Raw genomic sequence first — 14318 nt, forward strand, 5'->3', positions numbered from 1 at the left:
TGCTGGTCTGCTCGCCCGGGCAGGTCAGTGAGCCGCGTGGCCCACGAGGCCGGCGCCGAACCGCTCGGCGGCGCCGATGGCCGAGTCGAGTTGCGGCTGCACCGATCTCGGAGCCTGCGCTGCTCGGCTACGGGCCATGTCGCCGATGTCGGACACCGATCGGCTGCCGGCCGTGCGCAGGGCCGATCCCACGGATCCGGCCACCTGCTCGACCGACGTCGTGACCTGTGCGGGCGTCGGCACAGCGGGCTGCGGAGCCGCGGCGCGGTGACGGCCGACGCGGGCCTTCTTGTCTGCCTGACGCACCTTTGCGTCGTGGATGTTGATCGCGGTGCCGATGCCGCCGATGGCGGTACCGACGACGGGCGGACCGATCATCAGCGGTACCGCGGCGACGATGGTGCCGAGCGCCCCGCCGATCGCGATGCCGATGAGCGCACCGCCGAATGCGGTGAGCGGACCACCGGCCAGCCCGATCCCGGCTCCGATCGCGCCGCCTGCCAATCCCGCCGCGACGCCGATGGCCAGAGAGGCGGCGCCACCGCCGACGACTCCGATCGCTGCCCCGACACCGTAGCCGGCGGCTGCGCCACCGGCGATCTGGGCCTGCTCCTGCGGGCTGAATGACCACGGATCGGCCGCACCCTTGGGTGACAGCGGCTTTCGTGGTGTGGCCACGACATGTGCGGGCGCGGCGCCGATGAGACGCACTGCCGCAGCACGATCGGCAGCCGAGAGGACGGTCACCGGCACGACACCACGTGTGGCCGATTGTGCCGCGACGACTGCGGCCGGTGCGGTGGTCGCTGCGCCTGCGGTCCCGGCGTCGCAGATGGTGGCGGCCGCGCTGATGGTCATGGCGGCCGCGAGGACCTTGACCGAATTCTTCCTGACGCCGACAGGATTGACACCCATGAGATTCCCCCGATTTCTGCGGATGGCCCGCCGGAGAGGTCGACGGGCTCGTTGTTGGCGCACAGAGCGTAACAGCGAAGACAGCGTCCGATACGGCAGCGATGAGCCGAAAAAGCCTGGGTACGAGATTCTTTGGTGATCAGTGCCGATGTTTGTCACACCGAGGTTCGTTCGGGGAAATGACATGTGGCCGGGTCACGTCCGTCGACGCGACCCGGCCACATTGTCGGCAGGATTAGATCAGACCGTCACTTCAACTCGGCACTGCTCTTGTTGAGCACGCGGCGAGCGATGATGAGGTTCTGGATCTGCTGGGTGCCCTCGAAGATGTCCAGGATCTTCGAGTCGCGAGCCCACTTCTCCACCAGCAGGCGTTCGGAATACCCGAGCGTGCCCGTCAGCTCCACCACCTTGTTGGTGATGTCGGTGCCGGTGCGGCCGGCCTTGGCCTTGGACATCGAGGCCTCGAGCGAGTTGGGCTGTTTGTTGTCGGCCATCCACGCCGCGCGCATCGTGTGCAGATAGGCGGCCTCGAAGTCCGACTCCATGCGGATGAATTCCGCTGCGGCGGCGTGCTGATCGGCGGCCGGGCGGTCGTAGTCGATCTCGACGCCGGCCTCTTCGAGGATGCGGCGCAGTTCCTCGAGCGCGGCACGGGCGACACCGACGGCCATACCCGCGACCATCGGTCGCGTGTTGTCGAAGGTCTGCATGACACCGCCGAAGCCCTTCTTGGTGTCCACTTCCGGCGAACCGAGCAGGTTGTCCTTGGGGATTCGGCAGTTCTCGAAGCGGATGACCGCGGTGTCCGAGACGCGGATACCGAGCTTGTGTTCGAGACGGACGACCTCGACGCCGGGATGCTCGCGTGGCACCACGAAGCTCTTGATCGCGGCGCGGCCCAGGCTCTTGTCCACGCTCGCCCACACCACGATGTGGGTGGCGCGCGATCCGGCGGTGACGAAGATCTTTTCACCGTTGAGGACATACTCGTCGCCGTCGAGAGTCGCCGTCGTGGAGACCGCCGCCGAGTCGGAGCCGAAGCTCGGCTCGGTGATCGCCATCGCCGCCCACACCTTGCCGAACCGTGCGAGCTGCTCGTCGGTGGCGACTGCGGCGATGGCCGCGTTGCCGAGACCCTGGTAGGGGATCGTCAGCATCAGGCCGACATCGCCCCAGGACGTCTCCATCGTGTTGATCACCGACTGCATGTTGCCGCCGTTGACCACGGCGCCCTCGGCCTGCGTCGACGTCTTCTTCTGGCTACGGCCGCCGTCGGCGCCTGCGCCGGCCTGGCCTGCCTCGGCCAACCCGTCGTAGAGGCTTGCGAGCGTGTCGAGTTCGACCGGGTAATCATGTTCGCGCAGATCGTATTTGCGCGAGATCGGACGGAAGATCTCCGCCGCGGCCTGATGCGCCTGATCGATCGTGACGTTCAGCTTCTTCGGGAGTTCGAGATTGATGCTCATGTCAGTGGTTCCTCAGTGTCCCGGTCGCCTAGAGGACGACGATGCCTTCGCCGATGCCGGCACCGCGCAGGTCTCGGTACCACCGCTCCACCGGATGCTCCTTGGTGAAGCCGTGGCCGCCGAGTAGCTGCACACCGTCGAGACCGATCTGCAGGCCCTTGTCGATGGTCAGCTTGCGGGCGAGTGCGGCCTCGCGGGCGAAGGACAGGCCTTGCTCGGCGCGTGCCGCGCCGCGCAGCGTCACCAGGCGGATGGAGTCGAGTTCGGTCGCGATGCCCGCGACCATGAAGGCGACGGCCTGACGGTTCGAGATCGGCTCGCCGAACGCCTCACGCTCGTTCACGTAGGGGATCACGTAGTCGAGAACGGCGCGTCCGGTACCGGCCGCGAGTGCCGACCAGCCCAGGCGCGAGAGTCGCACGACGTCGCGGTAGGCGGCCAGCGCGGCTTCGCCCTCGGCCTCACCCAACAGCGCCGACGACGGGACCGCGACGTCCTGGAGCAACAGGCGGCCCATGCCCGCGGCACGCACACCCATGCCCGGATCGGCCTCGACGATCAGGCCCTTGCTGTCGGACTCGACGATGAACAGCGCCGGATGACCGTCGAGCTGTGCGCCGACGATGAACAACTCCGACGAACCGGCAGCGGGCACAAAGGACTTCACGCCGTTGAGGCGGTAGCCGCTGGGCACCCGGGTTGCCTTCGTCGAGAGGTTGAAGGCGTCGAAGAGCGGCTTCGGTTCGGCGATGACCACCGCGGACTGCGGGACGTCTTCACCGGCGAAGTCCGGCAGATAGGTGCGCTGCTGCGCGTCGCTGCCGAAATTGGTCAACGTGGTCGCGACTCCGCTGGGGGCGAGCAGAGGCAGGGCCAGGCCCATGTCTCCGTAGGCCATCGCCTCGGCGACCAGGGCGTTGGTGACCACTCCGCGCTCGGATGCCGCCCCTTCGAAGTCCTCGGGGACGTTGATCATGGTGATGCCGAGCTCGGCCGAGCGCTTGAGGATCTCCTCCGGCGCGGCAGCGTCGTGATCGGCATCGTAGGCCGCGGGGCGCAGGATCTCGACGGCGAACTCCTTGACCGTCTCCGCGATCATCTGCTGCTCGTCGTCAGGGGTGAGGTTGAAGTAGTCCTTGGGCGACGTGGTGAGGCGCTTGGCCTGTCCGGACCCGCCCTGCGCGGCCTTGAATGCGCGGTTGGCCGCCCCGAGGGTCTGGAAACCGGTCTTGGTCGCCTGGTAGGCGATGCGGTTGATGGGCTCGCGGATCTGGTACTTCTCGGCGAACTCCGAGCCGGTCACGGTGGTCAGCACGCGCATGGCGGTGCCGATGAAGTTGCGGGGGTGCCGGGTCTTGCCGACTGCGGAGGTGTCGCGGGGGTCGGTGTGCCGCGATTCGGTTTGCGATGTCATGATCACCAGCTGTTTCTCGGGCGGTTGGGTCGCATCACGGCGTGATCGCCACCGTGATCTTACTCAGTAGTAAGTACTGACCTTACTATCCGGTAAGGAGCTTGTCACGCAGTTCTCTGAGGACTGTGTCACGACCGAGATCTACGCTGGTCGGGTGACCATCGGTGAGCCCTCGACGACGTCGGGGCCCGAGCCCTCCGGGGTACGGGCCGGCCGCGGTGGGCAGCGTGTCACCGCCGGTGTCGTCGCGGTGCTCGGCGTGGGTGCGTTGGGTGTCGCGGCCGCAGTGGGTCCGGAGACGATTGCCCACGGGCCCGACGTCTGCCCATTCCGGAGACTGACCGGTCTGCCCTGCCCCGGGTGCGGATTGACCCGCAGTTGGGTGGCGATGGCCCACGGCGATCCGGCGGCGGCCTTCGGGTTCAACGCCTTCGGTCCGTTGGTCATGGTGCTCGCCGTCGTCGTGACGATCGCGGCGGTCCATGCGGTCGTCACGGGGAAGGGAACGCTGCACCGGGTGCAGACTGCGGTGATCGGTCGGGTCGGGCTCGCGACATTGGTGATCTGGCTCGGCTACGGGATCGTGCGGGCCGTCGACGCGGGCATCGGGTGGGGACTGTTCCCCGGGGTTACGTGACGCGGACAGGTTCACGGAGCAGAGTGGACGCATGCAGATCACTCACTTCGGTCACTCATGCGTCCTGGTGGAGATCGACGACACCAGAATCCTCTTCGACCCCGGCAATTTCTCGCACGGATTCGAGGGTCTGACCGGGCTCGACGCGATCCTGATCACCCACCAGCACCCCGATCACTGCGACGTCGCACGGCTACCCGACCTGATCGCGGCGAATCCCGATGCGGTGCGCTACGCCGATCCGCAGACCACCGCACAACTCAACGACGACAATGTCGCCGGCCCGTGGACGGCCGCCAAACCCGGTTCACACGCCCAGATCGGTTCGGTGACGGCACGTTTCACCGGCGGTCGCCACGCGGTGATCCATCCGGAGATCCCGGTGATCGACAATGTCGCCTACGTCGTGGATTCGAAATCGATGACCGGTCGCTTCATGCATCCGGGCGATTCGTTCTACATCCCGTTCGAAAAGGTCGACGTCTTGGCGCTGCCGTCGGCGGCACCGTGGATGAAGCTGTCGGAATCGGTGGACTACCTGCGCGCGATGGCGCCGCGCGTCGCGGTGCCGATTCATCAGGCCATCCTGGCCGACGCCGGTACCGGCATCCACTACGGCCGGTTGTCGGAGATGAAGGATGCCGCAACCGAATTCGTGGTGCTCGACGAGGAGTCCGCCACGCGGTTGTGAGTCGGTGTCGCGGTTCGGCCGCGATGGCGGACTCGCCTACCGGACCGACGTGCCAGCAGGACTCGCCTGCTGGGCCGGCTCGCCTGCCGGTCGTGCCGGGGGCCGAGTGCGGCGAGCGCCCCGTCGGGACCTGCTCAGCCCAACGCGGCGAGCACCTGATCGTGGAGCAGTCCGTTGGTTGCCAGGGCGCTGCCACCGGCCGGGCCGTCGATCCCGTCCAGCGACGTGAATCGTCCGCCCGCTTCACGCACCAGGATGTCGAGGGCGGCCAGATCCCACAGGGAGACCTCCGGCTCGGCCGCGATGTCCACGGCTCCCTCGGCCACCAGGCAGTAGTTGAAGAAGTCGCCGTAGCCGCGGACGCGCCAGACCTCGTCGGTGAGGGTGATGAACCGATCGCGGACACCGCGGTCGGCCCAGCCGGCCAGACTGGAGAACGCGAGGCTCGCCGACTCCACCGCGCTCACGCCCGACACCGAGAGCCTGCGCGGGAACTCTGCACCGTCGAACACCGTGAACGCGCCGAGTCCCTCGGCGGCCCACCACCGGCGCCGCAGGGCTGGGGCCGACACGACACCGACCCGTGGCACACCGTCGACCAGCAGGGAGATGAGGGTGGCCCACACCGGTACCCCGCGGACGAAGTTCTTGGTGCCGTCGATCGGGTCCACCACCCACTGCCTTCCGCTGAGCGCGGCGTCACCGCCGAATTCCTCACCGAGGACGGCATCGTCGCCGCGCCGCGCCGAAAGGCGTTGCCGCATCATGGTTTCGCAGTCCAGGTCGGCATCGGAGACGGGCGTGAGGTCCGGTTTGTCGTCCACACGGAGGTCCACCGCGCCGAACCGGCTCATGGTCAGGGCATCGGCGGAGTCCGCGAGGGACAGCGCCAGTTCGAGGTCGTCGGAGGTGGTGTGGCCCTCGTCGATCGGCCCGGGAGAAACGGACATGACCGGTAGGGTAGCGGTCATGTGGCTCGCGGTGGCGTTCAGCGTGATTTTGGCAGCGCTCGTGGTGGCGCTCGTCGTCCAATGGCAGCGCGGCCGCAATCCGCGTCCGCTCGGTGCGGCCAAGGCTGCGCAGTTCGTCCAGGGCACCCTGACCATCACCGGGGTCAGTGAGCGTCCGGACACCGGTGACGCCAAGGGCGAACGTTTCTGCACGGTGTCGGGGACCATCGTCGGTCCGCAGACCAATCCCGCCGAGGTCTACGGGACGCTGGTGCTCGGGGAGACGGACCCGTGGCCGCAGATCGGTGCCGATCTGCCCGTCGTCTACAAACCGGGCAAGGCGACATCGACGTGGCGCTTCGGTGAGTTGCCGCCGATGGACACCCCACACCACCCCGACCAGAACCCGCCGGTCTGACCGCCGATCATCCGGGTGGGCGGGGACGCACACCCGGTGCGACGAACACGGCGGTAGTCTTGATGACCGTGCATCCCGACGTGACCGCAGACCTCGAATCCATCGGCACCACCTTGACCACCGTCGAGAAGGTGCTCGACCTCGACGAGCTGCGTCGTCGGATCGACGAGTTGGAGATGCAGGCTTCCGATCCCGATCTGTGGAACGACCAGGACCACGCGCAACGCGTCACCAGCGAGCTGTCGCACGCGCAGGCCGAGTTCCGCAGGGTCACCGAGCTGCGTCAGCGGCTCGACGATCTGCCCGTGCTCTACGAGCTCGCCGAGGCCGAGGAGGGCGACGATCGCACCGTAGCCCTCGCCGACGCCGACTCCGAGCGCACGGCGCTGCGGACCGACGTGGAGGCCATGGAGGTCAAGACCATGCTGGCGGGCGAGTACGACCCGCGTGACGCACTGATCAACATCCGCTCCGGGGCGGGCGGCGTCGACGCCGCCGACTGGGCGCAGATGCTCATGCGTATGTACGTCCGATGGGCGGAGAAGCACGGCTACGGCGTCGAGGTCTACGACACGTCCTACGCCGAGGAAGCCGGCATCAAGAGCGCCACCTTCACGGTCAAGGCGCCCTACATGTACGGCACGTTGTCGGTCGAGCAGGGCACCCACCGGCTCGTGCGGATCAGCCCGTTCGACAACCAGGGGCGCCGCCAGACCTCGTTCGCCGAGGTCGAGGTGTTGCCGGTGGTGGAGACCACCGACCACATCGACGTCGACGAGAACGATGTCAAGGTCGACGTCTACCGGTCGTCGGGGCCGGGCGGTCAGTCGGTGAACACCACCGACTCCGCGGTCCGACTCACCCACATCCCGACCGGAATCGTCGTGACCTGTCAGAACGAGAAGAGTCAGCTGCAGAACAAGGCGTCTGCCATGCGCGTCCTGCAGGCGAAGCTGCTCGAGCGTAAACGCCAGGAGGAGCGAGCCGAACTCGATGCGCTCAAGGGCGACGGCGGCAACAGCTGGGGAAATCAGATGCGTTCCTACGTGCTGCATCCATACCAGATGGTGAAGGACCTGCGCACCAACGTCGAGGACAACAACCCGGCGGCCGTGCTCGACGGCGACATCGACAAGTTCATCGAAGCCGGGATTCGCTGGCGCATGGCCGATGCCGGCGCCTGACGTCTGGGTCGCAGCGTTCCAGGACGGCGCCACCGACGCGGTCCTCGGTAGGTTCTATCGTTGGGCCGCGACCAGTGGACTGGAGATCCTCATCTGGATTCTCGGCGGCCTGCTGGTGATCCGGTGCATCCGATGGTTTGCCGAACGGTATGCGGCGCGTGCCGAGGCACAGTTCCACACGAGCGACCTGATCGTCCAGACCGAGGACACCAAGCATCGTCGGGCGCTGGTCGACGTGGTCGCATGGACCCTGATCGTGGCGGTCGGCATCATCGTCATCATCCGGATCCTGGTCATCTTCGGGATCCCGATCACCGGGCTGACCGGCCCGGGGGCGGTGATCGGTGCCGCACTCGGCTTCGGTGCGCAACGCGTCGTCCAGGACGTCCTCGCAGGCTTCTTCGTGGTGGCAGAGAAGCAATACGGCTACGGCGATGTGGTGAGCCTGACCGTCACCGGCAACGGTCTCGCCGAGGGCACCGTCGAGGACGTGACCCTGCGGATGACCAAGTTGCGCACCGCAGAGGGCGAGGTGATCACGGTGCCCAACGGTCAGATCGTGAAGGCCACCAACCTGTCCAAGGACTGGGCGCGTGCGGTGATCGACGTGCCGGTGCCGTCAGAGGCCGACATCGCGCTGGTCAACGAGACGCTCGGCCGGGTCGGCGAGGATTTCTACCACAACCCGCACTGGCACGACCTGCTGCTCGACGCACCTTCGCCGTTGGGTGTCACGAACCTCGAGCTCGACTCGGTGACTGTCCGCGTCGTGACGCGCACCCTGCCCGGCAAACAGTTCGACGTCAGCAGGGCGTTGCGCGTGAAGATCGTGCAGTCGCTGGCGCGTGAGGGCATCACCGTCGCGCCGGGACATCAGATCCGCTCCGGCGGTGGGCCGCCGGCGACCCACACCGACCAGGTCGCGCGAGGAGACGACGAGTGACCGCCGACGATCCGCAGCAGCCCGACGAGCACCGTGTCGAGGGGGAATCCGAACAACGAGGGCCGATCTCGCATCCGCGCGAATGGCGTCACATCTACAAGACCCGAATCCGCACGAGCACCGCACTGCTGGTCGCGGCTTTCCTCGGCTGCGTGATCCTCTACGGCTACACCTCGCAGCGCTACGGGGTCGTGGCAGCGCCCAGTGCGCCCACCCGGGTGTCCACCAGCACGACTCCGTCCACGACGACCCCGTTGCCGTCGAGCACCACGACAACCACGTCGACCTCGACGACGCCGTCGACCACGCAGACGAGTGAGAGCGGCACCGACGAGACCGGCGGGGCGGGCGAGCAGGGCGCAACCACCGGCGACGAGACCACGACCGCACCCAACACCATCCCCGGCCTGCCCGGCGTCACCCTGCCGAACTTCGGCGCGACCCCGCAGACCGGCGAGACCACGGCGCCGCCGAGGACGTCGGTCCCGCAACGTTGAGGCGCTCCGGCCCGACCTGAGCGAGCGTCTCAGGGCCCGTGGTTACACTGGCTTCTCGTGATCAAGCTGGAGAACGTCACGATGAAGTACAAGGCTTCCAGCAGGCCCGCCCTGGCGGACCTCAGCCTGGAGGTCGACAAGGGTGAGTTCGCCTTCCTGATCGGTCCGTCCGGCTCGGGGAAGTCCACCTTCTTTCGTCTGTTGCTGAAGGAAGACAAGCCGACGACCGGCGAGGTCTACGTCGGCGAGTTCCACGTGAACAGTCTGCGTGCGCGCACGGTGCCCAAACTGCGACAGTCGATCGGATGTGTGTTCCAGGACTTCCGGTTGCTGCAGCAGAAGTCGGTGGCCGACAACGTGGCCTTCGCTCTCGAGGTCATCGGCCGTCCGCCGTCGACGATCCGTCGGGTGGTCCCGGAGGTCCTCGACTACGTCGGACTCGGCGGCAAGGCCGACCGGATGCCGTACGAGCTCTCCGGCGGCGAGATGCAGCGCGTGGCGATCGCTCGGGCGATCGTGAACCGACCTCTGGTGCTGCTGGCCGACGAGCCGACCGGAAACCTGGACCCGGAGACCAGCGAGGAGATCGTCGACGTGCTCGACAGGGTGAACCGCCGCGGCACCACCGTCGTGATGGCCACCCACGACCGGCACATCGTCGACGCGATGCGCCGACGGGTGCTCGAGTTCGACAACGGCAGACTGGTCCGCAACGATGCGCAAGGCGTCTACGGCATCGGGTGATCCACCGATCACCCTGCGACGACTTTTCGCCGACCGACCGCCCCATCGACCTTCGTTAGGACGACCCAACCAGTATGCGAGCGAACTTCATCATCAGTGAGGTCCTCAACGGCTTTCGCCGCAACGTGACCATGACCATCGCGATGATCCTCACCACGGCGATCACGTTGGGTATCTTCGGCGGCGGTCTGCTGGTCATCCAGATGGCGGACAAGAGTCAGAAGATCTTCCTCGACCGCGTCGAGATGCAGTTCTTCGTCAACGACGCGGTCTCCGACGCCGACCCGAACTGTCAGCAGGCGCCGTGCTCGGTGTTGCGGACGCAGATCGAGAACGCTCCCGGTGTGGGATCGGTGACCTTCATCGATCGCCAGGAGGCCTTCGAGCAGGCCAAGCAGACCTTCAAGGACAACCCGGACATCGCCGAGAACATCCGTGAGGGCACCATCCCGGCGTCGCTCAAGGTGCGGATGTCGGACCCCGATCAGTTCGGCGCGGTGCTCGATGAGTTCAAGGACCGCAAGGATCTCGGTGTCGACGGTGCACTGGACCAACGAGAGTTGGTGAAACGGATCTTCAGCGTGCTCGACGGCACCCGCAACGCAGCATTCGCAGTCGCGTTGGTGTTGGCGATCGCGGCGGTCCTGCTGATCGCCAACACCGTTCAGGTGGCAGCGTTCACCCGGCGTACGGAGGTGTCCATCATGCGCCTGGTGGGTGCCACCCGGTGGTACACCCAATTACCGTTCCTCCTCGAGGCGGTGGTGGCCGCGACGATCGGCGCGGTGCTCGCGATCGGGGGACTTTTCCTGGCCAAGGTGTTGTTCTTCGACAATGCGCTCCGTGATCTCTACGGGGTCAACATCCTGGCACGAATAGGCGTTTCCGACGTTTTGTTCGTGTCCCCGTGGCTGATACTCGGTGGAATTCTGTTGTCAGGGATCACCGCGTATGTGACGCTGCGTGTCTACGTTCGTGAATGACCCGACCAGAGGAGGTGGATGATGGCGAAGGAGAAGGGTCGCGCGGTGATCGCGACCAACCGCAAGGCGCGGCACAACTACACCATCCTCGACACCTTCGAGGCAGGCATCCAGTTGGTCGGCACCGAGGTCAAGAGTCTGCGTGACGGCAAGGCGTCGCTGGTGGACGCCTTTGCGACGATCGACGACGGTGAGGTCTGGCTGCGGGCCGTGCACATCGCCGAATACGGCAGCGGTTCGTGGACCAACCACGCGCCGCGCCGCAATCGGAAGTTGTTGATGCACCGCCGCGAGATCGACAACCTGATCGGCAAGATCCGCGACGGCAATCTGACCCTGGTGCCGTTGTCGCTGTACTTCAGCGACGGCAAGGTGAAGGTCGAACTCGCGCTCGCGCGAGGCAAACAGGCACACGACAAGCGGCAGGACATCGCCCGCCGCACCGCACAACGGGAAGTCGCCCGGGAGTTCGGGCGGCGCGTCAAGGGGATGTGATCGGTGCGCGCAGCCGCCTCCCGACCTCCTCGACATGTGCTCGCAGCCGTTCTGGCTGCCGTGGCGCTGTTGGCGGCGTGTGCACCTGATCGGCCCGGACGCATCGGCGGCGATGATGCCGCGATCGAAGGGCTGGCGCCGACGCCACCGATGGGATGGAACAGCTGGAACACCTTCGGCTGCAACATCACCGAGCAGACCGTGCGGGCGCAGGCCGATGCGTTGGTGGCCTCGGGTCTGCGTGAGGCCGGCTACCGCTACGTCATCGTCGACGATTGCTGGTCGGCGGATCAACGAGCCGCCGACGGTACGCTGCAGGCCGATCCGCGCCGGTTCCCGTCCGGCATGGCGGCACTGGGTGAATACCTGCACGATCGAGGTCTGCGCTTCGGCCTGTACTCGGGGGCGAGTGACAAGACCTGTACGCAGTACCTGGGTGACCGGCCGGGTGCCACCGGCAGTCGAGGGCACGAACGGCGCGATGCTGCGACCTTCGCGTCGTGGCAGGTGGACTATCTCAAATACGATTGGTGCTCAAGCGATTCCGACCATGACGGTCAGGTCGAGGCGTTCACCGCGATGCGGGACGCGATCCGCGACACGGGCCGGCCGATCGTCTACAGCATCAACCCCAACAGCGGGATCGCCGGGTCGGTACCGGGGGCCGACTTCGACTGGGGCGGCGTGGCGACGATGACGAGGATCACCAACGACATCACGCCCGCATGGTCGACGAACGGCGACGATTCCGATGCCCAGGGCATCCTGGACATCGTCGACGCCGCGGCGCCGCTGGCGTCGCGGGTTCGTCCGTCGTCGTTCAACGATCCGGACATGCTCGTGGTCGGCGTGGACGGCAACCCCGGACTGACCACCGCCCAGCAACGCACCCAGATGTCGATGTGGGCGATGATGGCCGCGCCGCTGATCGCCGGCAACGATCTCACGCACATGTCGTCGGAGACTGTCGACCTGCTGCGCAATCGGGCGATCATCGCCATCGACCAGGATCAGCGGGTCAGTGCAGGCGCGCCCGTCGGCAACGACCCCGAGATCTGGTCGCGGGCGATCGGCGACAAGGGACTCGTGGTGTCGCTCACCAATCGCAGTGATCATCCGCGTCGCATGTCGGTGACGATGGCCAGCCTCGGGCTGGTCGGCGACAAGACGGTGAACGCGATCGACGCCTGGACCGGTCGTCGGTACCAGGCGTCGAAGGGCGAGATCACCGCCCCGGTGGGAGTCGGGGACACCGTCTTGTTGCAGATCGTCTGACGTCGTCTGCTGCCGGTCGGTTCAGGCCGCCGACGCCAGATCGCGGTGGTGATAGGTGCGCTCGTACCACTCCACCTCGGCGCGTTCGACCGCAGGCATCAGCGGGTCGCCGTGCACCAGCAGCGGGTCGTCGGACGTGGTGTCGCGACTCTCGCGGATCTGGAAGCGGAAGGCCGTCACGGCGAGCGCGTACGCCGCGACCATGGCGATGCCGGTTCCCCAGGCGCCGGCGGTGATGCCGAGGCCGAGAGCGGCCACGAACAGTCCCAGTAGGGCGAAGCCGGTGAGCAGCAGTAGGTAGCCGATGTACGAGAACGAGATCGAACGGATGAATGCACGCATCGTGCGGTACCTCCTTCACAGGTGGGTGGCGTCTATCCGGCGCCTCCCGATACATTCAGTGTATCGCTACAGTGACTGTATCGCAACAGTCGCTGTAGCGTTGGCTCGCCGCGTGGTATGCCTTTCTCGTGGCTTCAGGGACAGACAGTGGGGCGAAGATCGTCGTCTCGACGCTCGAACTGCTGCGTTCGCGAGGTCCCGGCGCGGTGACGATCGAGTCTGTCGCCGCTCATTCCGGGGTTGCGCGTACGACGATCTATCGGCGCCATCGCAACCGTGAGGAGATGTTGACCGACGCGTTGGTCACCGTCGGCGTGCCCGAACCACCGTCGGCGAACATGTCCGGTGAACAGCTCATGCGCTGGGTGATCGACCGCTCGGCGTCGATGGTCTTCGACGGTATCGGGTTCGGTGGCATGGCCGCGCTGCTCACCGATACCGATCCCGCCTTCACCGACCTGTTCCGGCGCGTCCTGCATCTTCACCGCGACGCGTTGGAGGACGCGCTCGACGACGGCAAGCGACGAGGAGTCGTGCGTGGCGACCTCGATCCCGACCTCTTGATCGACGGTGTGGTCGGCGCGCTGGTCGCCGAGCAGGCTCGGACGGGGACCGTCGCACCGGGCTGGGCCGAGCGAGTGTTCACGATGTTCCGGTCGACGGTCCTGGGCTGAAGGCGCCGCGCGGATATCGGGATGATTTCGTCGGCGGGGGTTGTTAGAGTTGGGTGCTCGCTGAAAATCAGTGGGTCCATCTCGGGGCTGATCGGATTCGACTACGTGCGTCGAGGTGGGGGAAGCGTGTCGGTGCAGGCCAGAGACCACCGTAAGCGTCGTGGCAACCAATTAAGCGCCGATTCCAATCAGCGCGACTACGCCCTCGCTGCCTGAGCAGCGCCGGCTAGTCTGTCGGCCCGGGTCTGCTCCCAGCCCGGTCGCCGGCATCATCTTCGGGAGCTCACCGTCCTCGCCGGTCGCGGGTGGGGACGGGACAACCAACAGCGACTGGGATCGTCATCTCGGCTTGTTCGCGTGACCGAGAGATCCGAGTAGAGGCATAGCGAACTGCACACGGAGAAGCCCTACCGAAGCGACGGAGGACCCGGGTTCAATTCCCGGCAGCTCCACGAAAGGTGCCCCGCCTGTTCCGACAGGCGGGGCACCTTTTTGCATGCGGTGCGATCGTATCGCCGGGCTCGGCTCGCGGTAGACGCGAACCCAACATGCACGCGCGGAAGTTGCTACACACTGTTTTTCGCGGAGGTTCCGCGTTTGCGTGGTGCCCCTCGCCGCGGATCGGTAGCGGTATGACCGGCGGCTCGGCACGACGATCCGGTATATCGCCTCTGACAACACCCGTCC

The 14318-nt window shown here is 66.6% G+C and carries 16 protein-coding genes and 1 other RNA gene; 12 read left to right on the forward strand and 5 right to left on the reverse strand.

What is annotated here, in order from left to right; all coding sequences use genetic code 11:
* Positions 1-24 precede the first annotated feature (24 nt).
* From AAFP35_RS22075 to AAFP35_RS22085, 3 genes are all read right to left on the reverse strand, one after another.
* Positions 25-915 carry a hypothetical protein gene (locus tag AAFP35_RS22075; RefSeq protein ID WP_419223807.1) on the reverse strand — a complete coding sequence of 297 codons (891 nt, stop codon included), beginning with the start codon at positions 913-915 and terminating at the stop codon, positions 25-27.
* Positions 916-1163: 248 nt separating this feature from the next.
* Positions 1164-2384: an acyl-CoA dehydrogenase family protein gene (locus tag AAFP35_RS22080; RefSeq protein WP_419223808.1), complete on the reverse strand. Its 1221-nt coding sequence runs from the start codon at positions 2382-2384 to the stop codon at positions 1164-1166.
* A gap of 28 nt (positions 2385-2412) precedes the next feature.
* Positions 2413-3798, reverse strand: coding sequence for an acyl-CoA dehydrogenase family protein (locus tag AAFP35_RS22085; RefSeq protein WP_419223809.1), 1386 nt, complete (start codon positions 3796-3798; stop codon positions 2413-2415).
* A 154-nt stretch (positions 3799-3952) separates the two neighbouring features.
* On the opposite strand from AAFP35_RS22085, the gene AAFP35_RS22090 reads away from it, so the two are divergent.
* Together AAFP35_RS22090 and AAFP35_RS22095 are read left to right on the forward strand one after the other, a co-directional pair.
* Entirely contained in the window at positions 3953-4435 is a 483-nt protein-coding gene (locus tag AAFP35_RS22090; RefSeq protein WP_419223810.1) for a DUF2752 domain-containing protein, read from the forward strand.
* A gap of 31 nt (positions 4436-4466) precedes the next feature.
* Positions 4467-5126, forward strand: a complete 660-nt coding sequence (locus AAFP35_RS22095) for an MBL fold metallo-hydrolase (protein WP_419223811.1) — start codon at positions 4467-4469, stop codon at positions 5124-5126.
* A gap of 134 nt (positions 5127-5260) precedes the next feature.
* Here the strand turns inward: AAFP35_RS22095 and hisN are convergent, their stop codons facing one another.
* Positions 5261-6076 (reverse strand): histidinol-phosphatase, encoded by an 816-nt coding sequence (gene hisN, locus AAFP35_RS22100; RefSeq protein ID WP_419223812.1) that lies wholly within the window; start codon positions 6074-6076, stop codon positions 5261-5263.
* A gap of 19 nt (positions 6077-6095) precedes the next feature.
* Here hisN and AAFP35_RS22105 point away from each other — a divergent pair, with 19 nt between their 5' ends.
* The 8 genes from AAFP35_RS22105 (at position 6096) to AAFP35_RS22140 (ending at position 12615) form a co-directional block, all read left to right on the forward strand.
* Positions 6096-6494, forward strand: coding sequence for a hypothetical protein (locus AAFP35_RS22105; RefSeq protein WP_419223914.1), 399 nt, complete (start codon positions 6096-6098; stop codon positions 6492-6494).
* 68 nt (positions 6495-6562) lie between these two features.
* Positions 6563-7678, forward strand: coding sequence for a peptide chain release factor 2 (gene prfB / locus AAFP35_RS22110; RefSeq protein ID WP_419223915.1), 1116 nt, complete (start codon positions 6563-6565; stop codon positions 7676-7678).
* Positions 7665-8621 (forward strand): mechanosensitive ion channel family protein, encoded by a 957-nt coding sequence (locus AAFP35_RS22115; protein WP_419223813.1) that lies wholly within the window; start codon positions 7665-7667, stop codon positions 8619-8621. The genes prfB and AAFP35_RS22115 overlap by 14 nt, the downstream gene beginning before the upstream one ends.
* The gene (locus tag AAFP35_RS22120; RefSeq protein ID WP_419223814.1) at positions 8618-9118 is read left to right on the forward strand and encodes a hypothetical protein; all 501 of its coding nucleotides are present in this window, start codon (positions 8618-8620) and stop codon (positions 9116-9118) included. The genes AAFP35_RS22115 and AAFP35_RS22120 overlap by 4 nt, the downstream gene beginning before the upstream one ends.
* 57 nt (positions 9119-9175) lie before the next feature.
* Complete coding sequence (gene ftsE / locus AAFP35_RS22125; protein WP_419223815.1) at positions 9176-9862, forward strand: cell division ATP-binding protein FtsE; 687 nt, start codon at positions 9176-9178, stop codon at positions 9860-9862.
* 74 nt (positions 9863-9936) lie between these two features.
* A complete protein-coding gene (gene ftsX / locus AAFP35_RS22130; protein ID WP_419223816.1) occupies positions 9937-10845 on the forward strand; it encodes a permease-like cell division protein FtsX in 909 nt (302 codons plus the stop codon).
* A gap of 21 nt (positions 10846-10866) precedes the next feature.
* Positions 10867-11340, forward strand: coding sequence for an SsrA-binding protein SmpB (smpB, locus tag AAFP35_RS22135; protein WP_419223817.1), 474 nt, complete (start codon positions 10867-10869; stop codon positions 11338-11340).
* 3 nt (positions 11341-11343) lie between these two features.
* The gene (locus tag AAFP35_RS22140) at positions 11344-12615 is read left to right on the forward strand and encodes a glycoside hydrolase family 27 protein (protein ID WP_419223818.1); all 1272 of its coding nucleotides are present in this window, start codon (positions 11344-11346) and stop codon (positions 12613-12615) included.
* A 21-nt stretch (positions 12616-12636) separates the two neighbouring features.
* Here the strand turns inward: AAFP35_RS22140 and AAFP35_RS22145 are convergent, their stop codons facing one another.
* On the reverse strand, positions 12637-12957 hold the full coding sequence (locus AAFP35_RS22145; RefSeq protein WP_419223819.1) for a hypothetical protein: 321 nt from the start codon (positions 12955-12957) through the stop codon (positions 12637-12639).
* Positions 12958-13085: 128 nt separating this feature from the next.
* Here AAFP35_RS22145 and AAFP35_RS22150 point away from each other — a divergent pair, with 128 nt between their 5' ends.
* Positions 13086-13631 (forward strand): TetR/AcrR family transcriptional regulator, encoded by a 546-nt coding sequence (locus tag AAFP35_RS22150; RefSeq protein WP_419223820.1) that lies wholly within the window; start codon positions 13086-13088, stop codon positions 13629-13631.
* Positions 13632-13714: 83 nt separating this feature from the next.
* Positions 13715-14086, forward strand: a transfer-messenger RNA (tmRNA) gene (ssrA, locus tag AAFP35_RS22155).
* Positions 14087-14318: the final 232 nt, after the last annotated feature.

The organism is Gordonia sp. CPCC 206044, from assembly GCF_048537895.1.
Taxonomy (GTDB): domain Bacteria; phylum Actinomycetota; class Actinomycetes; order Mycobacteriales; family Mycobacteriaceae; genus Gordonia.

What these genes read in the sequence shown, in the direction of transcription:
- AAFP35_RS22080 (WP_419223808.1), bottom strand. Translation starts at nt 2,384, where the DNA reads ATGAGCATCAATCTCGAACTCCCGAAGAAGCTGAACGTCACGATCGAT.
- ftsX (WP_419223816.1), top strand. Translation starts at nt 9,937, where the DNA reads ATGCGAGCGAACTTCATCATCAGTGAGGTCCTCAACGGCTTTCGCCGC.
- AAFP35_RS22085 (WP_419223809.1), bottom strand. Translation starts at nt 3,798, where the DNA reads ATGACATCGCAAACCGAATCGCGGCACACCGACCCCCGCGACACCTCC.
- AAFP35_RS22075 (WP_419223807.1), bottom strand. Translation starts at nt 915, where the DNA reads ATGGGTGTCAATCCTGTCGGCGTCAGGAAGAATTCGGTCAAGGTCCTC.
- AAFP35_RS22145 (WP_419223819.1), bottom strand. Translation starts at nt 12,957, where the DNA reads ATGCGTGCATTCATCCGTTCGATCTCGTTCTCGTACATCGGCTACCTA.
- AAFP35_RS22105 (WP_419223914.1), top strand. Translation starts at nt 6,096, where the DNA reads ATGTGGCTCGCGGTGGCGTTCAGCGTGATTTTGGCAGCGCTCGTGGTG.
- smpB (WP_419223817.1), top strand. Translation starts at nt 10,867, where the DNA reads ATGGCGAAGGAGAAGGGTCGCGCGGTGATCGCGACCAACCGCAAGGCG.
- hisN (WP_419223812.1), bottom strand. Translation starts at nt 6,076, where the DNA reads ATGTCCGTTTCTCCCGGGCCGATCGACGAGGGCCACACCACCTCCGAC.
- AAFP35_RS22115 (WP_419223813.1), top strand. Translation starts at nt 7,665, where the DNA reads ATGCCGGCGCCTGACGTCTGGGTCGCAGCGTTCCAGGACGGCGCCACC.
- AAFP35_RS22095 (WP_419223811.1), top strand. Translation starts at nt 4,467, where the DNA reads ATGCAGATCACTCACTTCGGTCACTCATGCGTCCTGGTGGAGATCGAC.